Source organism: Streptomyces turgidiscabies Car8 (assembly GCF_000331005.1).
Classification (GTDB): Bacteria; Actinomycetota; Actinomycetes; order Streptomycetales; family Streptomycetaceae; genus Streptomyces; species Streptomyces turgidiscabies.
In genome coordinates, this window is the sequence record NZ_AEJB01000655.1 from 36,950 (window position 1) to 62,984 (window position 26,035).

Genomic DNA, 26,035 nt, shown 5'->3' on the forward strand with positions numbered 1-26,035 from the left:
CCCATGAGTGACGCACAGCAGTCCGTTGATATCGCCGTCGTCGGCATCTCCTGCAAGTTTCCCGGTGCCGATGGGCCCGAGGAGTTCTGGCGGAACATCCGGGACGGGGTCGACTCCCTCGCCAGGCTGACCGATGAGGAAATAGTTGCGTCCGGTGTGGATGAGGCCCTGGCAAAGGCGCCCAACTACGTCAAGGTCGCTGCTTGTATCGACGACATCGACATGTTCGATGCCGGGTTCTTCGGTATGAGCCCCCGCGAGGCGGAGCTGATGGACCCGCAGCAGCGGCTGTTCCTGGAGCACTGCTGGAGGGCCATTGAGGCGGGTGGCTACGCCCCCGATCAGGTCGAGGTGCCTGTCGGTGTCTACGGTGGGGCCGGCGTCAACACGTACGTCCACCAGATCCGTGCGAACGCCGAGGTGCAGGCGCGCAACGCGGACGGTGGCAACCTCCACGACGTGGGATCCGTGGAGAACGATCTCGACTACCTCACCACTCGGGTCTCGTACAAGCTCAACCTCACCGGTCCCAGCGTCAATGTCAGCACGGCCTGCTCCACCTCGCTGGTAGCCGTGCACATGGCAACGCAAGCGCTGCGCACCTTCGAGTGCGACATGGCGCTGGCCGGCGGTGTGGCGATCACTCCTCCTCTCAAGAGCGGCTACCTCTACCAGGAGGGCGCCATCTCGTCCTTCGACGGACTCACCCGCAGTTTCGACGCCTCGTCGACCGGTACGGTGCTCGGTTCGGGCGTCGGTGTGGTGCTCCTGAAGCGCTTGGAGGACGCTCAGCGGGACGGCGACGTCATCCACGGCGTCATACTCGGCTCCGCAATCAACAACGACGGTTCCAACAAGGCCGGTTTCACCGCACCAGGTGTTCCCGGACAGGCCGAGGTGACGGCGAACGCCCATGCCGTGGCGGGCATTTCGGCCGACACGATCACGTACCAGGAGGCGCACGGCACCGGGACACTCCTCGGTGACCCGATCGAGGTCCAGGCCCTGAGCCAGGCCTACCGCGAGACGACCGACCAGCGGAACTACTGTGCCCTCGGCTCGGTCAAGGCCAACATCGGACACATGGACACCGCCGCAGGAGTGGCGGGCCTCCTCAAGGCCGTACTGGCGGCCAAGCACGGTGTCATCCCCCCGCAGATCAACTTCGAGAAGCCCAATCCGGGTCTCGGCCTGGAGGAGAGCCCTTTCTACATAACGCGCGAGGCCCGGCCCTGGGACCTACCGGAGGGCATGCCCCGGCGTGCCGGTGTGAGCGCCTTCGGGTTCGGCGGCACCAACGCTCACGTGGTCGTCGAAGAGCCTCCCGCCCCCTTCGGCGAGGCGGACAGCCGGGCGCAGGCTGGTGACGACCCGGGGGAGACCGGTACGGAGCTCGACGGCTGGCAGGTCCTGCCGGTGTCGGCCCGCGGCGAGGAGGCCGTCGGTGACTATCTCCACTCCATCGCGAACTGGATCGCCGAACCCGAGCATGCAGCACGGCCGCTCCAAGCCGCCGCCCGGACCCTGCAGCACGGCCGCTCACGCTTCGGCCACCGGGCCGCAGTTGTGGCCCGTAGCTCGGACGAGGCCGTCGATGCCCTGCGATCGAGGGCACAGGCCCCCGCGGGCCGTGCCATGTCCGGCGGCCCCGCCTTCCTGTTCCCCGGGCAGGGGTCTCAGTACGCCCGGATGGGGCAGGGGCTGTACGAGGACCATGCGACGTTCCGGGCGGAGTTCGACCGCTGTGCCGAACTGTTCCGTGCAGAACTCGACGTTGATCTGACCACGCTGCTGCACGCGCCGGAGGACGGCCAGGGACTGCACCCGGTGAACGAGACCTGGCTTACACAGCCGGCCCTCTTCGCGGTCGAGTACGCCCTGGTCCGCACGCTTGACACGTTGGGGATCCGTCCGCAGGCGATGATCGGGCACAGTCTTGGCGAGATCGTGGCGGCCACTGTCGCGGGTGTGTTCACACTCGAGGACGCCGTCCGAGTGGTGGCCAAGCGGGCCGCCCTGATGGAGGCCGCCCCGCGAGGCGCGATGCTCGCGATTCCGCTGCCGGCCGAGCAGGTGGAACCGCTGCTGCCGGACGGCGTGGCGCTTGCCGCATACAACGCCCGGCGCCTCGTCGTGGCCTCCGGCACCGAGGAAGGCATCGCCGCGCTGGCGACGCGCATCGAGGCCGAGGGGGTCCAGCCCCGCCGGCTGCGGGTGTCCTGCGCAAGCCACTCCGCGCTGATGGATGAACCGGCGCGGGAGTTCGTCGAGTTCCTGCGGGACATTCCCATGGGCGCACCGTCGGTCCCCGTCCTGTCCAACGTCACCGGGGACTGGTTGAGCGAGGAGAACGCGCAGGACCCCGAGTACTGGGGACGCCATCTGCGTGGTGCTGTCCGATTCACCGACGGCATCGCCCGGCTGCTGGAGTCCGTGGACGGACCGTTGCTGGAGGTCGGCCCCGGGAAGGGGCTGCTGTCCCTGGCGCAGGCGGCGGCGAGCGGCGCCAGTCTGCCGCCACTCATCCCGACGATGCGGCACCCCAAGGACGCTGACAGCGACATGCGGATGTTCCTGGCCGCGATCGCCCGGCTTTGGGAGGCGGGCACGGAACCGGACTGGTCCGTCTGCGGTCCGAGTGACCCGCACAGGGTGGAGCTTCCCACCTACCCGTTCCAGCGCGAGCGGTTCTGGATCGACGCGTCGTCGGAGGAGGAGGTCCAGCTCAGCCGACGTCTGATGGACCGGGAGAAGGAGCCGGGGAAGTGGTTCTACATGCCCTCCTGGCGCCGGACGGCCGCAGCCGGCCAGCTCGCGGGGGCCCAACGCGTGAACTCGCTGAAATCGGTGCTGCTGGTAACCGACGGGTCCGGTTTTGCCGAACGGACCGCCACCCGCCTCACCCAGCAGCTGTCCGCTCAGAGCATCGGCTGCGTCGAGCTTGCTGACGCCGAGCAGTACCTGCGGATGAGCGAAACCCGCGTCGAACTCACTATTGCCGACCCCACACATCTCTCCCTCGCCCTGGACGAGGAGGAGGTGTCCGCCGACTCCACCGCGGTGGTCTTCCTGGCTGGCCGGGGAACGGACGAGTCCGGGGTCCCGGACTCCGCGCAAGCACTGTTGGCGCTGGGTAAGGCCCTGGGAGAGAAGCGCGCCGCGCTTCTGCTGGTGGTCACCCAGGCAGCCTTCGACGTTGTGGGCACCGAACGAATCTCGCCGCAGGACTGCCTGTTGGAGGGCATCGTCCGGGTGCTGCCGCGGGAGATTCCGGGGCTGTCCTGCAGGCTCGTCGACACCGACCCCGTCGAGGGCGGCGAGGCCGTCGTCCAGGCCGTCCTCGAAGAGCTCCTGGTGGACGAGCCGGACGCGACCATCGCCTATCGCGCAGGTCGTCGCTGGTCGCGTGGGGTGGAGCGGATCCACGTACGCCAGGAGGAGCAGGCGCGGCCGGGAGGGCCCCGCGCCGGGGGCACCTATCTCATCACCGGTGGCCTCGGCGGTATCGGTCTGTCGCTGGCAGAGTTCCTCGCCCGCGAATACCGGGCCAACCTCGTCCTCACGGGCCGCGGTGACTTCCCCGACCGCGACGGCTGGGAGGCCTGGACCGCCGAACACGGCTGGGACGACCGCACCAGCCGTCGTATCGACAAGCTCCTGCGCCTGGAACAGTACGGCGCCAAGGTGCTCGCACTGCGGTCCGACGTGTCCGACGCGGACGAGGTGAACGCCCTGATCCGGCTGGTGGACGAGCGCTTCGGGCGGCTCGACGGTGTCATCCACGCGGCGGGCCTGCCCGGCGGTGGCCTCGTGCAGACCCTTGAGCCTCAGGCGTATCGCGAGGTGCTGGCACCGAAGGTGCAGGGATCCCGCCATCTGCTCGCCGCGACTGAGGGTCGTGAGCTCGATTTCCTGATGCTCTTTTCCTCGCTGAACGTCATCGACGGCCGGTTCGGTATCGCCGACTACACCTCCGCCAACGCCTACGTGGGCGGGCTGGCCCACAGCTGTCGACAGCAGGGGCGTACCGAGGTCGTCGCCGTCGACTGGACCGGCTGGCGGGATCTGGGCATGGCGGTCGATGCCGGAGCGACCGACGAGGGCAACGACGAACTGCGGGAGATCGAACGGCTCGCAGTCATGTCGGAGGCCGGCATGGCCTCGTTCCTCTCGGAGCGCGAAGGCCATGAAGTGTTCCTGCTGTCGCTGGCCGCAGGGGTGCCGCAGGCCCACATCTCGACGCAGGACTTGAACGCCGTGGTCGAACAGGGGCGCCGCCTCGATGTGGTCACCGCGCTGGAGGTGCTCGCCGGTGCTGACCGGGGAGCGGCCAAGTACCAGCGGCCCGAGCTGGACACCGACTACGCCGAGCCTGCGGACGATCGGGAGAGGTTCATCTGCGAGACCCTGCAGATGCTGCTGGGTATCGAGCAGGTCGGCGCCCGCGACGACTTCTTCGAGCTGGGCGGCAATTCCCTGCTCGCCCTGGATGTCACCGCCCGGGTCAACAAGCGCTTCGACACCGATGTGTCCGTGGCCGCGTTCCTGGCCGCAGCTAACGCCCGGGCGCTTGCCGGACTCACTGCGCAGCGGACGGAGTCCCGGTGAGCCCCCGGTTGCCCGAAGCCGCCAATGCCTCGCGCCCCGGGACCGCCGCAGGCATCCCCGCCTCCGGGATGCAGGCGGGCCTGTGGTTCATCAACCAGACACGGCCGGACGTCCCGTTGTACACCGTGCCCCTGGTCCTGCGACTGACCGGCGAGCTGGACATCGAGGCCGTGCGGAGCACGCTCCACGCTCTGCCGGACCGCCACGACCTGCTGGGACTGCGGTTCGCGGTGGGGCCCGAGGGCGCCGTACTGGTCCCGGGGAACGGCCGCCCCGATGTCACCGTCCTGGACCTGCGGGACAGGCCGGACGCGCCGGCCGCCTGGGAGGCGCTCCTCCAGGACTGCCTGCACCGTCCCCAGGACCTGGGAGCCGAGGCAGGGTACCGGGCGGTGTTCGCCTCGCTCGACGACCGGCACCACATGCTGGCTCTCTTCCTGCACCACGCGTATCTGGACGCCCGGTCAGTTGAGGTTCTCCTGCGTGAACTGGTGGCCGAGTTGGGGTCCGGGGCGGCCCCGGACACCGAGCCGGTCCCGTACCGGCGGGTGGCCGAGTGGCTTCGGGAGAGTGCCCAGGGCCCCGTAGGCGAGGCGAGCCGCGCGTACTGGCAGGCGGAGCTCGCCGGCGGCACCGACTTCCGGCTGCCCACGGACCACGACCGGCCGCAAGAGCGCTCCTACGCCGCTGCTCATCTGCGCCGACGGATTCCGGCGGGATTCCTGACGCGGCTGGAGCAGTTCTGCCGGGACCAGCGCGCCACTCCCTTCATGGTGCTGGCCTCCGCCTACGCGATGGCGCTGGCCACGTGGTCGGGTGTCGCTGAGGGCGCCGATCCGGTGATGTCCGTGCCGCAGACGCTGCGGCGCGAGGAATGGCTTCAGGACGTCGTGGGGCCACTGCTCAACAGCGTGCCGTTGCGGATCCCGGTGAGCTGGACCGGGACGTTCCGTGAACTCCTGACGACGACGCGGAAGCAGGCGGCGGGCGCCATGCTGAACGCCGCCATCGGCTACGACGAGATCCTGGCCGCCGCGGGGCGCGTCGGCTCCCGGTCCGGACCCCCCGTCACTTCGGTCTCTTTCCAGGTATCCGAGGAAGTGCAGCAGACGTTCCGGGCCGAGGGCCTTGTCGTGGTGGACCTCCTCGTTCCTCCCCCGGTCATCGACCTGGACCTCACCTGGGATGTGCGGCTGGACGAGACCGGCGGATCGCTCGTGGTCGCGTATGCCGCCGAGCTGTTCTCCCCTAAGACCGTCGAGCGGATGTCCGACGAGTTCCTCGCCCTCGCCGAGACCCTGATGGCGGCACCCGATGTGCCTCTGAGCCAGGTGTCGTACCGCGGTGCCGAGGAGTCCGCCCGGGCCTGGGCCCTGGGCGAGGGAGCGCCTCTGCCGCCGCTGCCCGGCGCATCGGTGGACGAGGTCTTCCGGCAGGCCGTCGCCGCGCACCCGGACACCACCGCGGTCATCCATGGCACGCGGGCCTGGTCCTACGCCGAACTCGACACCGCCGGTGATCTCATCGCGGACCGACTGCGGGCCGCAGGTGTGTCCCAAGGAGCGGCCGTCGCCCTGGCACTCCCGCGTGGCCGCGTGGCCGTCGCCGCGATGCTGGGCGTCATGCGGGCAGGAGCCGCCTACCTCCCGCTCGATCCGGACCAGCCGGCCGCGCGGACCCGCGCCGTCGTGGAACGGGTCCGGCCCGCTGCCGTCCTGGCCGACGAAAGCACAGCCGATGCGGCCGGTGCTCTCGGTTGCCGCCTCGTGACGGTCCCGGCCGAGGACGCTTTGACCCGACACCCCGAGCCGGCCGCATCGCGCGGGCCGACCCGGGGCAGCGCCTCCCCCGATGACCCGTGCTACGTGATGTGCACCTCGGGGACCACCGGTGAGCCCAAGGCTGTGGAGATCACCCATCGCGGGGTGATCTCCCTCGCCCACCGCCCGGGATTCGTTCTTCTGGGCCCCGGCGATGTCGTGCTGCAGGCAGCGCCGGTGCACTTCGATGCGTCCACCTTCGAGATCTGGGGAGCCCTGCTCAACGGTGCCGCTCTCGTCGTCGCCCCCCGGACCCAGCTGACCGGTCCGGAGCTCACCGAACTGGTCGAGGGGCACGGCATCACCACCCTGCACCTGACCGCCGGCCTGCTTCGCGTGGTGGCCGACGGCCACGGCCGGTGCTTCGCCGGGCTGCGCACCCTGCTCACGGGCGGCGACGTGGTGCCGGTCCAGGCGGTACGCCGGTTGATGACGGAGTACCCGGACCTGCGCGTGGTGGCCTGTTACGGGCCGACGGAGAACACCACGTTCTCCATGGTGGAGGTTCTGGACGCGCCACCCGCAGACTTCGTGCCGCTGGGCAGACCGCTGGCCGGCCGCAGCGCCCACCTGCTGGACCCGTGGCTGCGGCCTGTACCGGATGGAGCCGTCGGCGAGATCCATGTGGGTGGGGCGGGCCTCGCCCGCGGGTATCTCGGCGACACCGGCACCACCGTTGAGCGGTTCGTCACCCATCCCGCAAGGCTGGGTCAACTGCTCTACCGCACGGGCGACCTGGCCCGGCGCCGACCGGACGGGACATGGCAGTTCCTCGGCCGCAGGGACCACCAGGTGAAGATCCGCGGCGTACGCGTGGAGCCCGCCGAGGTGGAGTCGGCCCTTCTGCGCCACCCCGGGGTTCAGCGGTGTGTGGTCCTGCCCCGGGGCGAGGCAGGCGAATTCTCCCTGACCGCCTATGTTGTGGCCCGCCCCGGCACACCGGCGGGTGCCCTGCGCGACCATCTCCTCGGCGCCCTGCCCACCGCGCTGGTGCCCACCGCCTATGTCCTGCTCGACGAGCTGCCGCTGACGGCGCAGGGCAAAGTGGATGCCGCCCACCTCGGCCGACTGCCGCTCACCGTGGCTGAGGACGCGGTGGAGGAACCGCTCGATCTCACCGAGGCGGCGGTCCGTGACATCTGGTGTGCGGCCCTGCGCCTGGAGAAGGTCTCCGTGCACACCAACTTCTTCGAGGCCGGTGGGCATTCACTCGCGGCGCTGAGCATCGCCGGCCTGCTGGAGCGCGAGTTCGGCCGACGGGTGCCCGTCTCCGAAGTGCTGCGCCATCCCACCGTCCGCACCCTTGCCACCTGGCTGGAATCTGGCCGCCCTTCGTCCGCCGGTCCGGCCGGCAGGCCGCGGCCCCAGGACTCGATCCACATCGAGATGGCCGCGGACCTCGCCGTGGCCAGCGCGGATGAACTCGCCATGCTCCAGCGGCTCGTCCCGGGCTACGACGCCCCCCTCACCACGGAAGGTTCTCGTTCATGAACGCGCCTGCGCCCGGGCAGCCGCCCCGCGCCGCCACTACGGCCCAGGTCTGGCCGCTCACCCCGCCCCAGCGAGCCCTGTGGTTCTTGGACAACTTCAATCCCGACAGCTCCTTCTACGTCATCAGCATGGGACTGGTGCTGCGCGGTCACCTTGACGGGACAGCCCTCTTCGACGCGCTGTCCGACTGCGTGGCACGCCATGAGGCGCTGCGCACCCGCTTCCTCACCCTGGGCGGACGCCCGTACCAGGTGTTCGCCGACGACCAGCCCGTCGACCGGACAGTCACCGACGTCTCCGACGCTGACGACCCCCTCGGCCGGGCCCGCGCTTGCCTCGACGAACTGTCCCGCACGCCCTTCGATCTGACGGCACAGGCACCGATCCGCACCCGGCTGGTGCGGATCGCCGAGGATCACCACGTCCTGCTGCTCGTCGTCCACCACATCGTCTTCGACGGGTGGTCGACCCAGGTACTGCTGTCCGACCTCGGCGAGGCGTACCGGGCGCGGGTGGCTGGCCAGGTACCGCAGCTTCGCGGTGACGGCACCGGTGTCGGCGAGTACGCCGCGCGGCTGGCAGCCCAGGACGGGGCAGGACTGGATTCCGAAGAACTCGCGTACTGGCGGGAAACGCTGGACCACGCGCCGAGGCTGGAGCTCCCGGCCGACTTCCCCCGGCCCGACCACCGCACGTTCGCCGGCTCGGTGCATACCTTCCACCTGGAGGCGGAGACCGCGGCGGCCGTGGGCGACATCGCCCGGCAGTTCGGCACCACCACCTTCACCGTCCTCGCCACGGCGTTCTCCCGGCTCATGGCCCGTCTCTCGGGCAACCACGACGTGGTGATCGGCGTACCGCTCGCCGGGCGCACCGACGCCGACACCCTGGGGGCGGTCGGCTTCTTCGCCAATACGCTTCCCCTGCGCGTCGACCTGTCGGGGGCGGACTCGTTCCGGGAGGCCCTCGACCGGCACCGGATGGTTCATCAGGAACTGCTGAACCGCCAGCACGTGCCCTTCGCCCAGTTGGTGGAAGCCCTCAAGCCGAAGCGCGAGGCCAACCGCAATCCGTACTACGACGTCTGCTTCCAGTACCTGCCGGCGCCGGGCCACGGGGCTGACTTCGGCGGTCTGACACTCGAGTCCCTCAGCAGCGAGCGGACCGCCGCACAGTTCGACCTGAGCTGTGACATACAGCAGGCGGGGGACCGCCTGCGTGTGTACTTCGAGTACAGCAGCGAGCTGTTCACCGAGGAGACGATCCGCGGGTATGCCGACGGGTTCAGCGGCTTGGTCTGTGAGCTGGTCACCGAACTCGCCGCGCAGAAGCCCTCGCGTACACCTGACCCGGTCGCGGCGACGCCGCCGGGAAGTGCCGGCGAGTTCACTCACGCGGGTCTGCCGGATATCGTCGCCCACCAGGCCGTCCACAAGCCGGAGCACGAGGCGGCGCGGGACGCCCGGCAGAGCGTGACCTTCCACGAACTCCATGCCGCGGCCGAACACCACGCCGCCGTTCTGTCCGCCCGGGGCATCGGCCGCCAGAGCAGGGTGGGCGTGCTGGCCTCCCCGTCGGTTCGGCAGGTGGCAGCCATGCTGGGCGTGATGAGGTCCGGAGCACTGTACGTGCCGCTCGACCCCCGGCTGCCTACCGAGCGCCTAGCGGGCATGGCGGAGGCCGCTGGATGTCGGCTGGTGCTGCACGACGGCGCGGCACCGGACACGGCGGCCGCACTCGCCATTCCCGTGCTGTCGTTCGAAGCCGCGCTCGCCGAGTCCGGGGTACAGCCGGCGCCGGCGCCGTACATGCCCGACGATCCGGCGTACCTCATCTTCACCTCTGGAAGCACCGGTCGGCCCAAGGGTGTTGTGGTCCCGCACCGGGCGGCGGTGAGCCTCGCGAGGGCCGCCGCTGATGTCTACGAACTGACCGACACGGACACCGTGCTGAACATGGCGTCGCCGGCCGTGGACGTCTCCATCGAGGAGCTCTTCGCCTCCTGGACGGCCGGGGCGTCGGTGCTGGTCCGCGGTTCCGACATCAGCGATGTGACGGGGCTGGTGGAGGAAGAGCGGCTCACGGTGCTGAACCTGCCGGCGGCCCTGTGGCACGAATGGACGCGCCAGGCCGCTGCCGGGGAGACCCGGATACCGGTCGGCCTGCGCCTGGTCATCGCGGGCAGCGACCGTGTGGACCCGGCGCGGGTGCGGCAGTGGCACGATGGCGTCGGCGCCGATGTCCGGCTGCTGAACGCCTACGGAGTGACCGAGGCCACGGTCACATCCACCTGGTACGACACCGCGGAACTTATGCAGGATGCGCGGCACACGCCGCACGTGCCCATCGGCAGGCCGCTGCCGAACACCGTCGTCCATGTGCTGGACGAACACGGGGAACCGGTACCAGCAGGGGTTCCGGGCGAGCTCTTCATCGGCGGATCCGGTGTCGCCCTGGGCTATTTGGACGCCCCTGATGAGACTGCCGCACGCTTTGTCCCCGACCCGTTCCGGCCGGGCCACTCCATGTACCGCACGGGTGACCGGGTCCGGGAACTCCCCTCGGGTGCACTGGAGTTCCGCGGCCGACTCGACAACCAGGTCAAGATCCGAGGCACCCGGATCGAACTCGCCGAGGTGGAGCGGGTCGCCAGCGAAACCTCTGGCGTCGCCGACTTCGTGGCCGACGTCCGGACGGATGAGCAGGGCACTCCCCGCCTGGTCGGCTATCTGCGGATGGCCCGGGAGGAGTCCGCCGCCTCGCTCGACGAGGTCCGGGTGGGCGAGTGGAAGCAGGTGCACGACGCCGAGGTGTTCAACGAAGTCGTGGATGGCCAGGAAGCGGAGCTCAACACCAGTGGCTGGCTGAGCAGTTACGACCTGCAGCCCATCCCGGTGCAGGACATGGCTGAGTGGCGGGACGAGGCCGTCTCCCGGGTCATGGAGCCGCCCGCGCGCAGAGTGCTGGAGATCGGCTGCGGCACCGGCATGATCCTGCTCGCCGTGGCGCCGCACACCGAGTCGTACATTGGCACCGACATCTCTCCGCGCGCCCTTGAGTACGTGGACGCCCAGTTGCCCGCCGCCGGCCTCGACAGCGGCAGGGTCCGGCTGGTCGAGGCCCCGGCGCATGATCTGTCCGCCGTCGAGGGCGAGCAGTTCGATCTGATCGTGCTCAACTCGGTGGTGCAGTACTTCCCGACCGCCCGCTACCTGGACGATGTGCTGCGTCAGGCCTGGCAACTACTCAGCCCCGGCGGTCGGTTGGTCGTCGGCGACGTGCGCGACCTGACGCTGCTACGACCCTTCCACCTGTCCGTACAACGGTGCCGCAACCCGCAGGGCGATGATCTGCGTGGTCTGCTCGACAGCGTCGAGGAGGCGGTGGAGAACGAGAACGAGCTCTGCCTCGGTCCGGACTGGTTCCATGCGCTGGGAGCTCGGCTGCCGGAGTTCGGCTTCGCCGACATCCGGGCGAAGTCGGGCCGGGCCGGCACCGAGATGAACGGGTTTCGCTTCGATGCCGTGCTGCACAAGGCCGGCGGGGACGTGCCGACGCTTACTGGACCACGCTTGATCGACGGCGCGGACCTGTCCCTGCCGCGCTTCGACGCGCTGCTCGGGGAGATCACCGCCGACGGTCTGCTGATCCAGGGTGTCCGCGATGCCCGGGTGGCGGCCCATGCCGCCCTGTACGAGGCGATGAGCGGTCCGCAGTGCGCGTCGCTCGACGACGGGCTGCGCCGAGCGGGGCAGCAGCTCGCCGCGGTGCACCCGGCCGACCTGGCAGCGGCGACGCGGAAGGCGGGGGCGGCGATCACCCTCACCGCGGCCGGTGACGGCCTCATCGATGTCACCGTCGTTCCGAACCCCGGCCCGACCCGAGTCCTCCCGGTCCCGAGGGACCTCCTGGCGGACGTCGGCGGTCACGCCAACCACCCACTGGACTCGGCTCTGCGCCGAGATCTGCTGCGCCGGGTCCGCGAGCACATGTCCCGGCAGTTGCCGCGGCCGATGGTCCCCAGCCGGATGGTCTTCGTCGAAGACTTCCCGCTGACCGTCAGCGGGAAGGTGGATCGCTCCCGACTGCCGGAACCAGCGCGTGCTGTACGGGACTCCGCTCGCCGGCTGCCCAGCACAGCGCAGGAGCGGGCGTTGGCCCAGGTCTGGGAGGAGGTGCTGAGCATCGACGCACTCGGCGTCGACGACAACTTCTTCGAGATCGGCGGCGACTCGATCGGCTGGCTGCGGATCGTCTCGCGATGCTCGGCACAGGGCGTTGCTCTCACGGCACGCGATGTGTTCCAGCACCAGACCATCCGCGAGCTGGCCGCCGCCGTGGAGCAGCGCCAGGCGGATCCCGGTGACCGGGCCCACCGGCGGGGCGCCGCCGACCTGGGGGAGGAGCCGGCAGAGGCCGGGCTGACACCCGTACAGCAGTGGTTCTTCGAGGCCTTCCCGGAGGGCCGCGACCGGCAGACCCAGACCCAGTGGTTCGCCGTTACCGAAGGGTGCGCGCTGCCCGTGCTGCGGCAGGCCGTGCACGACGTCACCGCACGGCACGCCGTCCTAGGCGGAGTGCGCTTCACCGATTCGCCGGAGGGCCGACGGCAGGTGGCTGTCCCTGTTCCGTCCGCCGCGGAACTGGGTCTGGAGGAGGTCCTGCTACCGGGAGCCGGCGCCGAGCGCGAGCGTCTGCTGGGTGAGGCGGCCGAACGGGCCCAGAACGGACTGTCGGTCACTGGGAGTCCGCTCCTGCGCGCCGTGCTGTTCCGCACCCCGGCAGGCGAGGACGATCTGCTCTTCTGGTGCATCCACCATCTGGTGGTCGACGCCGTCTCCTGGCAGATCCTCACCGAGGACCTCGCCGCCGCCCTGCGGGCGCGCCGTGCGGGTCACCGGCCGGAGCTGCCCGCCAGCGGGGCATCCTTCCTGCGCTACAGCCGCTGGAGCCAGCAGACCGTCGGCGCTGTCCCGGACCGGGAACGGCAGTACTGGCACGAAACCGCCCGCGCCGACGAGCTCACTCTCCCGCTGAGGCGCGCCGAGGGTTCGGGCCGGTACGGCGACGCACACCGTCCGGCACGCCGGGTGACCCTCGCCGAAGCCCGCACCAGGCGCTCCGGTGAACGGGTGCTCGCAGGCTGTCTGAACGCGCTGCGCCACGCGCTGGCCGACAAGGCCGGGGCGGCACCGGAGAGCGTGATACTAGAGTTCCACGGCAGGCCGACTGGGGAGGACGCCCCCGAGGTGTCGCGCACCGTCGGCTGGTTCACCGCGTTGTTCCCCTTCGTCCTGCGGGACGAGCCGGTGACGCAGACCGCCGCCCGCCTGGCGCAAATACCCGACGGCGGAATCGGCTACGGGCGACTGCGCCAGGAGGCGGGGCAGCCGCTGACCGGCGGCCCCGGCCGCGTGGTCGTGAACTACCTCGCCGGTGGCGGGGACGGCTCCGCCACCGGAGGGCTGTACCCCGTGGCGGCGCCGCAGTTCCCTGCCTGCCACGACGTGGATGCCGCGGCGGCGATGCCGTTTGCCGCCGAGGTCAACTTCTCCCTGGCACGGAACGGCACCCTGACGGCCGACCTGGTGCTGGACGACCGGTACTTCGACGTCACAGGGGCCGGTCGCTTCGCCGACCGGCTGGAGGCGGCCCTGCGCACGGCGTTCGGCGCACCCTTCTCCCTGCTGCCCGAGCAGACGCTGCGGTCGTCCGGCTACGCCTCCCTGCTGGCCGCGCTGCCGGCCGAGGACGCCTTCCCGCTCGCTCCGATGCAGCAGGTCATGCTGAACCGGCATTTGCTGGCCGGCAGCAAGGACGCCAACTACAACGAATGTGTCCTCACCCTGCGCGGCCCCCTGGACGGCGATCTCTTCCGGGACGCCTGGCGGGCGCTGGCACGGCGGTTCGACGTACTACGCACATCCGTCGAGTGGGAGTCGCTGCCCGAGCCGCTTCAGGTGGTGCACCGGGAGCCTCCGGAGGCGGTGGCCTTCCTCGACTGGACGGCGCTGTCGCCCGTGCAGGTCAAGCGGCGCCTCGCCGCCCTGCTGGCGGAGCACAGGGCCGCGCCCCCGGCGCTGTCCGGCACGCCGCCCTACCGACTGGTTCTGGTCAAGACCGGGCCGCGGGAGGGGCAGTTGGTGTGGACCGACCACCACATCCTGCTGGATGGCTGGTCGTCCTCCCTGCTGACGGGTGAACTGGTGCGCGCATACACGGAGTTGGCGCAGGGACTGGAGCCCTTCGCGGACGAGGCGCCCTCCGTCTCGTACGGCACCTTCATCCGCTGGCTGCAGGAGAGGCCGACCGGCCGGGCTCGTGCCTTCTGGCGGGAACAGCTCGACGGGTTCGTCAGCCCCACCCCCCTGCCCTTCGACGCTCCGCCGCCCGCGCTGTCGGCCCGCTCGGACGACTACGCGGAGTGCGAGACCGCTCTGTCCGGCGATGCCCTCACCGCGCTCCGCTCGCTCGCCCGCCGTCGCCAAGCAACGCTCGGGACCGTACTGGCCACCGCTTGGGCCGCTCTGCTGCACCGCAATTGCGGTGCCGACCGGGTGACGTTCGGGGTGTCGCTGAACGGGCGTCCAGCGGAGCTCGGCGACGTCTCCGCCATGGCCGGCTTGTATCTGACGACGCTCCCACTCTCGGTGGGCACCGATGCGCAGACGTCTCTGGACGGGCTGCTCGGCACCGTGGCGGAGACCTCCTGGCAACTCGGCGAGGTGTCGGCGGGGGAGGCGCTGGCCGATGTCTACGAAGCGGCCGGGATTCCCATGAGTCGCACCCTGTTCCACAGCGTGCTCGTCGTACAGAACTTCGGCGGGCAGGCGTCCGGCCCCGCGATCGGGGCGGACACCCTCCAGGTGGAATCCGGACACGGCAGGCTGCTCACCGGGGCACCACTGACCCTGGCGGTCGTCCCGGGCACGGGCACCCTGCGCCTGATCTGGGACGAGCGCGTGTTCGCCGCAGAGACCGCCGAGCTGATCCTGCACCAGTACACCGGCATTTTGACGGAGTTCGCCCACCACTCCGGCCGGCGGCTGGGTGAACTGCCGGCGCCCGTGTTCACTCCGCGGCCGGTCAAGATCGGCCACCGCGTGCCGCAGACCGCGGCTGTGACGGGGGCACTCCCTCAGGGGGACACTGAGCAGCGCGTCGCGGCTGTCTGGCGGGAGTCCTTGGGGACGGCCACGGTGGGCCGCGAGATGAATCTCTTCGAGGCCGGCGCGAACTCGATGACGGTCACCCGGCTGCATGCCCGCTTGTGCGAGGAGTTCGGAGCGACGGTCTCCGTCGCGGACCTCTTCCGCCATCCGACCGTGGCGGCGCAGGCACTGCTCCTCGACCCCGCCGCGTCCACGCCCGAACGGGCCTCGAGTGACAATCCGGCGGGCGTGCGAGGCTCCCGGCGTCGGGCAGCCATGGCCCGGCGACGCCCGCAGGGCCGGCCGGGCCGGGTGCCGGCCGGCGTGGAGCCCAGTGCCGCGACCGACGACTCGTGATCCGGTGACTCGAGACCGACGTAAGAAACGGAAAAAGCATATGAAGTCGGAGATACTCCGCCCGCTCAGCCTGCCGGCATTCCGGCGGGTCTGGATAGGGCAGGCCCTGAGCACTGTCGGAGACGGCATGTTCGTGGCGGCCCTGGCGGCGGCCGTGCTGGAGGATCGGTCAGGGTCCGACCTGGGCCTGGTGTTGGGTGCGGAGAGCCTGGCTCTGGTGGTCGTCGCGCTGGGCGGCGGCGTACTGGCCGACCGGCTGCGCCGCTCTCGGCTGATGATCGCATCCGATGTGCTCCGGCTGCTCTGCGTCGTGGGATTCGCTCTCGGGGCGGCACAAGGGTCGCTGCTCCTGGCCGCCGTGCTGGCGGCGGGCATGGGGTTCGGCAGCGGGCTCTTCCGTCCTGCCCACCGGGCTTTGCTACCCACCCTGGCCCCCGGTCTGCTGCCGCAGGCTAACGCGCTGCTGTCGGCCACCTCCCGAATTGCCATGATCGCTGGCCCCGCCCTTGGCGGGGTGCTGCTGGCAGTGAGCAATGCGCGTACCGCCTTTTGGATCGATGTGGCCACGTTCGGGGTCAGCATCGTCGCGCTGATGGGGATCCGGGATGCCCGGCCCCAACGGCAGGAGCGCACGAGCGTACTGGCCGAGGCCGGTGCGGGATTCCGCGCAGTCCTTGACCGGCCGTGGGTGGCGGCCATCATCGCTCAGGGGACGGCCCAGCTGATCTTGGTCATGGCGCCGATGCTGGTTCTGCTTCCCATTTACCTCTCATCGCGAGGGCAAATGCCCCACTACGGCCTGATGTTGGGACTTCAGGCGGCCGGCTCCGCCGTTGGCGGGCTCACCGTCGGTGCCCGCCCGCCACGTCGGCCCGGCACCGTAGGCGTGCTGGGACTTGGCCTGGGCGGCGTCCAGCTCGCTTTCATGATGGCGGGCGTCCCGATCGCGCTCCTGGGCTTCTCCGTCTTTCTCACCGGACTGGGATACGGACTTTTCGGCGTGCTGTGGGCCACCGCTCTGCAGCGCTCCATCCCCGACGAGTTGCTGGGCCGGGTGTTCGCGGTGGAGATGCTCGGCACTTATGCCCTGGAACCCGTTGGCCTTGCCCTGGCTCCGATGGCGGCTGATGTGCTCGGGCTCCGCACCGTCCTGACGGTCGCCTTGCTGGCACTTGTCGCCACTACAGTCTTGCCGCTGTTCGTACCGGGGGTGCGTACCTTCGCCGATCCCGAACCCTCCTCTCCCAAGAAACCCGAACTCCAGCCCGAGACCGCAGCCGACTGCTGACCAACCGACGAGCAAAGGAAAAACCATGCAGATACACGGGATTGACCACCTGGAGTTCTACGTCACCGACCTCGGCCGGAGCATGGAGGTTTTCCGGGACGGCTACGGGTTCCGGGCCGTGGCCGCCACGACAGAACTGGCGGACAGTCTCACCGGCAGCCGGTCCGTCCTGCTCCGCCACGGCGCCGCCCGTGTCGTCGTGACCGCTGCCACGCGTTCGGACAGCGAGGTGGCCGCGTTCGTCGCTGAACACGGCGACTGCGTACGGAACATCGCTCTGCGGGTGGACGATGTGGCGGCGGCCTGCGACAGGGCGACGGCGGGCGGGGCGGCCCTGGTGGCCGCTCCGCTCACCGGCGGCGGCATGACGTCCGCGACCGTCGCCGGAGTCGAGACACTCCGCCACACCTTCCTTTCCGGAACCGTCGAGGGCAGCCTCCTGCCCGGATTCGGCGCTCTTCAGGACGAGCCCTCCGCGGCAGACTCGATCGAGGAGATCGACCATGTGGCGCTCTGCCTTCCGGGTGGCACACTCGCCTCCACCGAGGACTTCTACGGGCGGACCCTGGGCCTGCGGCGGACCTTCGTCGAGACCATCGAGGTCGGCGACCAGATCATGGAATCGCTGGTGCTCCAGGGCGGTACGGGGGACTCGGTCACCTTCACCCTCGTCGCGCCGGACTGCGAGACGGGCCAGCTCGTCGACTTCCTCCGGGCCTGCGGCGGCGGTGGCGTACAGCATGTGGCATTCCGCTCCGACGACATCGTCGGCGCGGTGCGGTCCACCGGCGCGCGCGGGGTGAAGTTCTTGTCGACCCCTGCCACGTACTACGACGAGCTTCCCGCTCGGTTGGGGTACTCCGTACAGGACGCAGGCGTCCTCGCCGGCCTGGGTATCCTCGGCGACCGGGACCACTGGGGTGATCTGCTGCAGATCTTCACCCGCTCGCCGTTCCCCAACCGGGCGGTCTTCTTCGAGCTCATCGAGCGGCGCAACGCGCGGACGTTCGGCAGCGCGAACATCCGCGCGCTGTACCAGGCGGCGGAGCGCCTGCGCGCGACAGAGCTCGTGCCGGCCGGCGCCGGGAGCGAGCAGTGATGCCCGTCCAGAGCAGCCCCACAGGCATGGACGAGCTGGAGCGCGCCGCCCGCGCCGCCCTGCCGGTGTCCGTCGCGGATTTCATTTGCGGAGGTGCCGGGGATGAGCTGACCCTGGCCTGGGAGCGGCAGGCGTTCACGGACTACGCTCTGCGGCCCCGGGTGCTCAGCGGCGTCGACCGGCCGGATCTCGCCGTGACCATGCTCGGCTGCACCGTCTCGCTGCCGGTGGCCGTGGCTCCCATGGCCTACCAACGGCTGGTGCACCCCGCCGGGGAACTCGAGGTGGTCGAGGCCGCCGGGCGGGCCGATGCGCTCACCGTCGTGCCTATGTTGTCGAGTGTGCGTCTTGAAGAGGTGGCCGACGCGGCCGCCGGGCCACTGTGGTTCCAGCTGTACTCCCTGCGGGACCGGGAGGTGGTCGCGGATCTGGCTCGCCGCGCGGAGCAGTCCGGGTACCGGGCGCTGGTGCTGACCGCTGACGCTCCGCGCCTCGGAAGTCGGCGGCGCGATTTGCGCAACGGGTTCACCCTGCCGCCCGGGGTGACACCAGTGAACCTGCCGCACCGGATCGGTGAGGTGGCCGGGGTGGACGGTGCGGGTGCGTCGGCAGTCGCGCAGCATGCTGCGGCTACTCACGACGCCTCCTTCAGTTGGTCGGATCTCGCCTGGCTGCGGGCCCAGACCGGATTGCCGGTCGTCGTCAAGGGAGTGCTCTGCGCTGAGGACGCCCTCCGGGCGGCCGACGCGGGCGCCGACGGGATCATCGTCTCCTCGCACGGCGGCCGACAGCTGGACCGAGCCGTGCCGTCCCTGCACGCCCTGCCCGAGGTGGCCGAGGCAGTGGGCGACCGCTGCGAGGTCTATCTCGACGGAGGCGTACGCCACGGCACGGACGTCTTGGTGGCCGCCGCGCTCGGTGCGCGGGCCGTGTTCGTCGGCCGGCCCGTGCTCTGGTCGCTTGCCGTCGGCGGAGCAGACGCAGCTGCAGCGCTGTTCGCGCATATACGCAGCGAACTTGAGGAGGCCATGGTGCTGGCTGGACGGGCAGATCTGAGCGGTCTGGACGGGTTGCTCCAGCCGAGGCGAAGGGAGCGGGCATGCTGACCGCAGCTGATCTGCATCCATCGCTCAGTGATCCCGGGCTGAGCGTCATGAGTTTTCTCAATGAAGCTACGGCGCGCTACCCGGACGCAGTCTCCTTCGCCTCGGGCCGCCCGCACGAGCAGTTCTTCGAACTCGGGTCCCTGGAGGTGTTCCTGGCCCGTTTCTTGGATCATCTGCGCACCGAGCGCGGCCTCAGCGAAGGCGCTGTCACCAGGGAGCTGCTCCAGTACGGAGCGACCTCCGGGATCATCCGCGAACTGATCGCCACCATGCTCCGTACGGACGAGCAGATCTCGGTGGATCCACGGTCCGTGGTGGTGACCACAGGCTGCCAGGAGGCGCTGCTGATCACCCTGCGCACTCTGTTCGGCGGGCCGGACGACGCTCTCCTAGTCGCTTCACCCTGCTATGCCGGGGTCACGGGCGCTGCTCTGCTTCTAGGCATTCGGGTCGAGCATGTACCGGAGGGCCCATGGGGGCTGGCGCCGGAGCAGGTGCTCGCCGCTGTGAAGCAGCTGATTGGAGAGGGACGACGGCCGCGCGCCCTGTACGTGGTTCCGGAAGGTGCCAATCCCGGCGGCACCTCGCTCGGACTCGACGCGCGCAAGGAGCTCATTGCCCTCGCCCAGGAGTACGACTTCCTCCTGATCGAGGATCACGCATACGCCGTGTTCGCCCCAGCGGGGAGCCCTCCCTCCCTCAAGGCTCTCGACGACGCGGCTCAGGTCATCCACATCGGCACGTTCTCCAAGTCCGGATTTCCGGGCCTGCGCCTGGGCTACGTCGTCGCCGATCAGGCGCTCTCCGACGGCACCGGACCGACGCGGCTGCTGGCGGACGCCCTGTCAGACGTCAAGAGCATGGTCACGGTGAACACCTCGCCCATCGCCCAGGCGATCGCTGGCGGGATGCTGCTCAGCTGCGGGTTCAGCCTTCGCAAGGCCAATGCCGAGGCGGCCCTGTTCTACCGGGAGAACCTGGCGACGGCACACCGTGAGCTGACACGCGCTTTTAGCGCGCCGGACAAGACCGTGTCATGGAACAGGCCTGAGAGCGGTTTCTTCATGGTTGTCTCCGTCCCCTTCGAAGCGGACGATGAGGCGCTGGAGCGGTCTGCGCACGACTACCAGGTCCTATGGACACCCATGAGGTATTTCCAGCGCGCGGGCGGGGAGCGCAAGCTCCGATTGTCCCTCAGCTATCTGACTCCCGCAGAGATCCGGACCGGCATCAGCCGACTGGCCAATTTCATCGAGGATGAGCGTGCACGACAGACCACGTGAACACGACGGCACGTGCCACATCTGGTGGGCCGACGTTCAAGGTACGGCCCGCAGCCAGCGCCACCTGCTGTCCCGGGCCGAACAGGGACGGGCCGACACCCTGCGGCAAACCGACGATCAGGACCGCTTTGTCGCCGGCCGAGCACTGCTGCGCACTCTTGCGGCAGACCTGCTCGGGACGACCGCGAACCGTGTGGTCGTGGGGTCGTCCTGCCCTGACTGCCCGCGCCCGCACGGGAAGCCCACCCTGCCGGGCACCGAATGGCAGGCATCCATCTCACATTCAGGGTGGCTGGTCGCCGTGGCGCTCTCCACTGCTGGACCGGTGGGTATAGATCTCGAGCGGATCGACGAGACCATTCCCCTGTTGGAACTGCGGCCGCAGATCCTTTCCGCGGCGGAGTCCGCGGCCTGCCCCCCCGACACTCCCCATTCCTTCTTCCGGACCTGGACGCGGAAGGAAGCGGTTCTCAAAGCGACGGGGGACGGCCTGCGCATTTCCATGCCGCGGATCTCGGTCACACCTGCGGATGCCATCCCCGCGGTGACATCGTTCGTGGACAGGCCGGAGCTGGTCGACCGCATCCGATTGGCGGATCTGGATCCCGCACCTGGCTACTCCGCGTCCGTCGCGGTGATCTCTTCCGGGTCAGTCGACTACACAGACCATGGGATCACGAGGTTCGGCCGCGTGCTGTCCGGGGCGGGAGCACGGTGAACGACGAGCGTGTCACGCAGCAGGTTCTGATGGTGATGCCCAGTCCTGGGCTCGTACGCGCGGCGGTCGAAGCGGGTCTAGAGGTCTGGGCAGCAGCGGATTCAACGCTCCTGGCGCCGGATCTCTTGCGCCGGGCCGGGCTGCAGCCGCAGCAACTGCTCCCAGCAAACCTTACCGATCCTGTCTCCCTGCGCGCGCTGCTGGAGCACACCACGCGGACGTACGGGATCGACCAGATCCTCTACTCCGAGGGCGAAGTAGGCCGCATGCTCCGCCCCGTTCTCGGGATCGGCTCTGCGGGCCGGGCTGCGGCACAGGCCGGAGTCGTGGTCCGGGAGGTCTCCGGGGTGTTGGGCAGGCCGACGAGCGTGCTGCCGGAGGTGGTGACGCTGCGGCAGCTCCTTGAGCAGGGCGGGTACCCAGGTCCCCATCTCCGGGGTGACATGCCGGCGGGGCCCCGGTTCTGGGTGCAGACACTGACCGTCGACGGTATGCACCTCGTCGCGGACATCACCGCGCAGGAACCCGCCGCCTCGTCGGCCGAGGCTGAGCGGGCCGGGATCCGGGCGACCGTGCGGGCCCTGCTGGACCTGGCGGGGTATGAGCATGGGAGTGTCCAAGCGGAGGTGGTGCTCACCGAACAGGGGTGCCACATCGCCCACGTAGCCCTCTGACCAGGCGCTTCCCTCCAAGGTATGCGGACGGGAACGTTCCGGGATCGGCCTGCGACACCTTCACGGATGTCGAACACGGATACAACGCCACACGGCGCCGTATCCGCCCAAACATCCACAGGGGGACGGACCATGCGCACCAAGCTGATCAGACTGACTGGAATCATTGCGGCTGCCGTCCTGGCGCTCGGGCTCAGTGCGACCGTGCAGGTCACCGCAACCGGCCAGTCGGCCCAGCAGCAGATCCTCGCGGACAACCAGGGGCCGGCGACCACCAAGCCATGAGGTCCGCGCCACTTTCCTCAATGACTGCGGCCGGTCTCCGGAATCTCCATGAGGTCGAACAACTCGGCCGCTGCCACCTGGTTCTTCCCAGCCGTCGCGCCGTCGCCGAGCCCCTCGGCCGCTTGGGCCAGACCCAGGTACGCGGATGCCTGCTCAGAGCGGAATCGGATTGCCGAGGCGACCTCAAGCGCGTGGGCGTGCAACGCCGTCGCTGATGTGTACTGCCCCTGTGCGGTATGCAGCCGACCGAGGATGTTCTCGGTTTTCGCCTGGCGGACCGGCGTACCACCGGACCGTGCGAGGATCTGGGCACGTTCCGCGAGCTCAGACACCGCATGACTGTCGCCGAGACGGTGCGCTACCTCGGCGGACAGAGCCAGCACCAGGGCGACATCGCCCTGCGGCACGCTCTCGTCACACATCTCGCGGGCCCGGCTCAGACTCGCCTCGGCATCTACGTACTGCCCCATGCCCAGTTGGGCGAAAGCCAGATCGGCCAGAGCCATGGTCTCGTTGACCGGGTTGGCGGTGTCCCGCTCCAGCTCAAGGGCCCGGAGGGCGGATGCTGCAGCCTCCGGATAGCGGCCCCATCGTGCGTACAGCGAGCTGAGATTCGTCTGAGTCTCCGCTTCAGCGCGGGCAGTGCCAAGTTCCCTGGCCAGCTCGACCGCGCGCTCCAACAGGGGCAGGGCCTTGTTGTACCGCCCCAGCATCGACATGAGCAGCCCGAGAGTGGACTCACTGTGCGCCTCGGCGCCCCGGTCGCCGAGGCGCACCGCGATCTCGCGTCCCTCGCGGGCGACGTTGATGCCCTCCTCGAAGTAACCGAGCTTCCAGCAAGCGACGCCAAGACTAGACAGGCTGATACTCAACAGGACCGGATCGTCGAGCCGGCGCGCGGATTGGACCGCGAGGCGGCCCAGTGCTCGGAACTCCTCGAAATAACCACCCGCATTCAGATGGAAGACCAGGTTGCGGACCAGCCAGCCGGTGTGCCGGTCGTAGCCGAGACGATCGGCCAGAGCCACGACCGCCAGTAGTCCCTGATGTTCGCGACCGAACCAGAGCCTGACGATCTTCTCTTCCGTCAGCTCCGGGAGCTCTCCCTGATACCGAGGAACCCCGGTTGAGCGGGCGGTACGGCCTGGGAACAGTACGTCGCAGGCTACGTTGGTGGCTGTCAGGTAGTAGCTGAGCAACCGCTCGACGGCGTCCGCGTCGGTCTGTTCCGTCATCGGTCCGTGCTGGCTCTGGGCGAAGCTGCGTACGAGGTCGTGGAACGTGTACTGGCCCAATCCGGGCTGCTGGAGCAGATGTACGTCGAGCAGCAGCTCCAGAATGTCCTCGGCATCCCGGACATCGGTGTCGAGCAGCGCGGCCGCCGAGTGTGCGTCGATGCCAGCACCAGGGTGCAACCCGAGGGCGCGGAACGCGGCGCGGTGCCTGTTGTCCATGGCCAGATATGACAACTGAAGTGTCACTGCGACGCTGCGTTCGCCTGAGCTCAGCTCGTCCATCCGGCGGCTCTCGTCCTGCAGTCGCTCGACGAGATGCCGCACGGTCCACCGGGGCCGGTTGCGCAGCCGTGCGGTGGCGATGCGCAGCGCTAGAGGGAGATGGCCGCACAGCTCGGCGAGCTCGGCGGCTGCCTCTGGCTCGGCTTCCACACGGGCCGGGCCCAGCGTCCGTGCCACCAGCGTGGCACTGTCCTCGGGTGGCATCAGCCCCAGGGAGATCCACTCGATGCCGTCGAGGTCGAGCAACCGCACCCGGCTGGTGATAAGCACAAGGCAGCCGGGGGGAGCCGCCAACAGCGGATGGATTTGAGCGGCGTCGGAGGCGTTGTCGAGTAGTAGTAGCATCCGGCGCCCCGCCAGTGCAGACCCCCATGTGGCGGTGCGGCCAGGCAGGTCCTCGGGTATGCGCTCGCTCGGCGTACCGATCGCGCGCAGCAGGATGTCCAGTGCTGTCGATGCTGATATGGGGAGCTGCTCGCCAGGGGTGAACCCGCGCAGGTCCACATAGAGTTGCCCGTCGGGAAACTCCTCGGCCAGCTGGTGAGCGGCCCGTACAGCCAATGAGGTCTTGCCCGCCCCGCCCATCCCGTCGATGGCCGCGACCCGGGCGCTGTGCTCATCTGGCCATCTCTCGGCCCGGACCCGGCTGAGCAGGATTGCCAGCTCCTTGTCCCGGCCCGTGAAATCCGGCAGCGCATACGGCAGTGTGGAAACTGGACCGCGTTGCTCAGCCGGCATTCCGGAGGCAGTGCCGGGCGGCCCACCCTGCGGGGCTGTCAGCTCGGGGCTCTCCCGCAGGATCCCCTCATACAGTTTGACCAGTCGAGACCCCGGATCGACGCCGAGCTCGTCGACGAGCAACTCGCGTACCTTCCCGTACTCCTCCAAGGCGTCGGCCTGTCGTCCCGAGCGGTACAGGGCAAGCATGAGTTGGCCGCGCAGCGTCTCTCGCAAGGGGTGTGCATCGACGAGTGCCCGCAGACTCGCGACAAGCTCGCTGCTTGCGCCGAGCTCGAGGCGCAGTTCGTGGAGCTGTTCGGCTGCGGCGAGACGGCGCTCCTCCAGCGCAGTTGCCGCGCGGTCGATCACCGGGCCGCCCTCACCCGCGAGGACGGGGCCCTGCCACAGATCGAGAGCGCCCTGCAGCTCTGCGCAGGCATCGGTTAGCCTCCCGACGCCCACGGCTTGTGTCGCTGTCTGGATCCGTGCGTTGAAGTCGAGAAGATCAAGCTGGCTGACCGACGTGATCACCCGGTAGCCCGGGCCGTCCGTGCTGATCACCTCTCCACCGGACGGCAGGCGTCGGCGGAGATCGGCGACAGCCTTGCGCACCTGGTGCGACGCGGTCGCAGGAGGGTCCTCCTCCCAGGCGGCCTCAACGAGTCTGGCAACCGGTACCACCCGCCCGGGTTCGAGGAGCAGGGTGGCCAGCACTCGCTCCTGGATGGTTCCGCCAAGACGCACTCGTACGCCGTCGGCCCACACCTCAAGCGGGCCGAGTACATGGAACCGGAGTTCCTGTGCGGACGGATTCCCATCCTTTCCCGAGTCTGCGACTGTCATCGATCCTCTATCCCCCATGCACAAAACCCAAGGTCGAAGGCTTGGCTTGGGGATCATAAGCCATCTGCTGCGCCGGTCAACAGCACTGATCTTCTGGCGACGAGGAGCGGATAACAGCCAGCTCGATCCTGCCTTCGGTAGCGAGACAGGACCAGGACGGGAAGCGCCGCGCGGACCATACGTCACGGCACTGCGGGGAAACAGCCCGGTCATGGCATGGCGCCTGCCGGCCTGACGCGCTGCCGATCAAGCGCTGCCGGAATCTCATGGAAGGGCTGGACGAAGCCATGGCTGAGCCGTCGACGCAGTCATTGACTCTCGACATCATTGACTATCCGGGGCGCCGTCCGGAGGCGTACATCGCCGATCTGAATCTTGAATCCGAAGGACTCGGCACGCACCATCTGCTGGCTCACCACCGTCAGGCCGACGTCACCGCAGCAGCCTACGCGGAGGCCCTGTTCGCCAAGAGGCCACAAGAGGACGGCGGCGTGACCGCTGTCCTGGGGTATTGCGCTTCGAGCGGAGTCTCCGCGCACTACGCGGAGATCGTGGCCCGTGAGACGGGGCAGATGCCGCTCCTGATCTGCTTCGACGCGAGTCCGTGCACGATCGGTGATATCGAGGACTGTTACCTGACCGCACTCCAGCAGATCGAGGAGGACAATCCAGGGACGGCGTTTCCCCCGGTGAGCGTGCCCGCCCTGGTGGACCGTCCGCATCTGCTCATCCACGCCGTACGAGAAGACCTAACCCGTCGCATGGTCCGTGCTCTGGCTGCAGACGGCCTGACTGACGACGACGTCGCAGGCCTGGTCACCCAGACCGTCGACGACACGCACATCTCCTGGATCACGCATCTGCTGGCATGCGGTGATGCCCGCCCCTCCACCCGGATGGGGCGCACGTTGAATGTGGTCTCCAGGGGCTACACCGATGGTCCGGACTGGCTTCGCGGTGAGGATGTCCTGACGGTACGTATCGACTGCGACCGAGCGGATCTGCTCCGCCATCCGGAAACAAGGTCCGCCGTCCTCGGGTTTGTCCGGGAGGGCAGCGTAAATGCCTGAATTGG

The 26,035-nt window shown here is 69.3% G+C and carries 12 protein-coding genes; 11 read left to right on the top strand and 1 reads right to left on the bottom strand.

The annotated features are described in order from the left end of the window. Positions 1–3 precede the first annotated feature (3 nt). From STRTUCAR8_RS45865 to STRTUCAR8_RS53065, 10 genes are all read left to right on the top strand, one after another. Positions 4–4,608 (top strand): type I polyketide synthase, encoded by a 4,605-nt coding sequence (locus tag STRTUCAR8_RS45865; RefSeq protein WP_006383354.1) that lies wholly within the window; start codon positions 4–6, stop codon positions 4,606–4,608. Further along, positions 4,605–7,919, top strand: a complete 3,315-nt coding sequence (locus STRTUCAR8_RS45870; RefSeq protein WP_006383385.1) for a non-ribosomal peptide synthetase — start codon at positions 4,605–4,607, stop codon at positions 7,917–7,919. The genes STRTUCAR8_RS45865 and STRTUCAR8_RS45870 overlap by 4 nt, the downstream gene beginning before the upstream one ends. Then, a complete protein-coding gene (locus STRTUCAR8_RS45875; RefSeq protein WP_006383383.1) occupies positions 7,916–15,427 on the top strand; it encodes a non-ribosomal peptide synthetase in 7,512 nt (2,503 codons plus the stop codon). The genes STRTUCAR8_RS45870 and STRTUCAR8_RS45875 overlap by 4 nt, the downstream gene beginning before the upstream one ends. Before the next feature lie 40 nt (positions 15,428–15,467). Next, a complete protein-coding gene (locus STRTUCAR8_RS45880) occupies positions 15,468–16,715 on the top strand; it encodes an MFS transporter (RefSeq protein WP_006383388.1) in 1,248 nt (415 codons plus the stop codon). 25 nt (positions 16,716–16,740) lie between these two features. Further along, positions 16,741–17,814, top strand: coding sequence for a VOC family protein (locus tag STRTUCAR8_RS45885; protein ID WP_006383323.1), 1,074 nt, complete (start codon positions 16,741–16,743; stop codon positions 17,812–17,814). Further along, complete coding sequence (locus STRTUCAR8_RS45890) at positions 17,814–18,920, top strand: alpha-hydroxy acid oxidase (protein ID WP_044474037.1); 1,107 nt, start codon at positions 17,814–17,816, stop codon at positions 18,918–18,920. Before STRTUCAR8_RS45885 ends, STRTUCAR8_RS45890 begins: the two co-directional genes overlap by 1 nt. Further along, on the top strand, positions 18,914–20,203 hold the full coding sequence (locus tag STRTUCAR8_RS45895; RefSeq protein ID WP_006383376.1) for an aminotransferase-like domain-containing protein: 1,290 nt from the start codon (positions 18,914–18,916) through the stop codon (positions 20,201–20,203). Before STRTUCAR8_RS45890 ends, STRTUCAR8_RS45895 begins: the two co-directional genes overlap by 7 nt. Next, the gene (locus STRTUCAR8_RS49060) at positions 20,178–20,921 is read left to right on the top strand and encodes a 4'-phosphopantetheinyl transferase family protein (protein ID WP_078507519.1); all 744 of its coding nucleotides are present in this window, start codon (positions 20,178–20,180) and stop codon (positions 20,919–20,921) included. The genes STRTUCAR8_RS45895 and STRTUCAR8_RS49060 overlap by 26 nt, the downstream gene beginning before the upstream one ends. Then, positions 20,918–21,595 (top strand): hypothetical protein, encoded by a 678-nt coding sequence (locus STRTUCAR8_RS45905; protein WP_006383330.1) that lies wholly within the window; start codon positions 20,918–20,920, stop codon positions 21,593–21,595. The genes STRTUCAR8_RS49060 and STRTUCAR8_RS45905 overlap by 4 nt, the downstream gene beginning before the upstream one ends. Before the next feature lie 132 nt (positions 21,596–21,727). Then, the gene (locus tag STRTUCAR8_RS53065; protein WP_006383364.1) at positions 21,728–21,880 is read left to right on the top strand and encodes a hypothetical protein; all 153 of its coding nucleotides are present in this window, start codon (positions 21,728–21,730) and stop codon (positions 21,878–21,880) included. Positions 21,881–21,897: 17 nt separating this feature from the next. Here STRTUCAR8_RS53065 and STRTUCAR8_RS45910 read toward each other — a convergent pair whose 3' ends face one another. After that, positions 21,898–24,831: an AfsR/SARP family transcriptional regulator gene (locus STRTUCAR8_RS45910; protein WP_044474027.1), complete on the bottom strand. Its 2,934-nt coding sequence runs from the start codon at positions 24,829–24,831 to the stop codon at positions 21,898–21,900. Between the two features lie 395 nt (positions 24,832–25,226). Between STRTUCAR8_RS45910 and STRTUCAR8_RS45915 the strand changes: the two genes are divergently transcribed. Further along, positions 25,227–26,030, top strand: coding sequence for a hypothetical protein (locus STRTUCAR8_RS45915; RefSeq protein ID WP_006383333.1), 804 nt, complete (start codon positions 25,227–25,229; stop codon positions 26,028–26,030). The last annotated feature ends 5 nt before the right edge of the window (positions 26,031–26,035 follow it).

What these genes read in the sequence shown, in the direction of transcription:
- STRTUCAR8_RS45890 (WP_044474037.1), top strand. Translation starts at nt 17,814, where the DNA reads ATGCCCGTCCAGAGCAGCCCCACAGGCATGGACGAGCTGGAGCGCGCC.
- STRTUCAR8_RS45880 (WP_006383388.1), top strand. Translation starts at nt 15,468, where the DNA reads ATGAAGTCGGAGATACTCCGCCCGCTCAGCCTGCCGGCATTCCGGCGG.
- STRTUCAR8_RS49060 (WP_078507519.1), top strand. Translation starts at nt 20,178, where the DNA reads ATGAGCGTGCACGACAGACCACGTGAACACGACGGCACGTGCCACATC.
- STRTUCAR8_RS45875 (WP_006383383.1), top strand. Translation starts at nt 7,916, where the DNA reads ATGAACGCGCCTGCGCCCGGGCAGCCGCCCCGCGCCGCCACTACGGCC.
- STRTUCAR8_RS45915 (WP_006383333.1), top strand. Translation starts at nt 25,227, where the DNA reads ATGGAAGGGCTGGACGAAGCCATGGCTGAGCCGTCGACGCAGTCATTG.
- STRTUCAR8_RS45865 (WP_006383354.1), top strand. Translation starts at nt 4, where the DNA reads ATGAGTGACGCACAGCAGTCCGTTGATATCGCCGTCGTCGGCATCTCC.
- STRTUCAR8_RS53065 (WP_006383364.1), top strand. Translation starts at nt 21,728, where the DNA reads ATGCGCACCAAGCTGATCAGACTGACTGGAATCATTGCGGCTGCCGTC.
- STRTUCAR8_RS45895 (WP_006383376.1), top strand. Translation starts at nt 18,914, where the DNA reads ATGCTGACCGCAGCTGATCTGCATCCATCGCTCAGTGATCCCGGGCTG.
- STRTUCAR8_RS45885 (WP_006383323.1), top strand. Translation starts at nt 16,741, where the DNA reads ATGCAGATACACGGGATTGACCACCTGGAGTTCTACGTCACCGACCTC.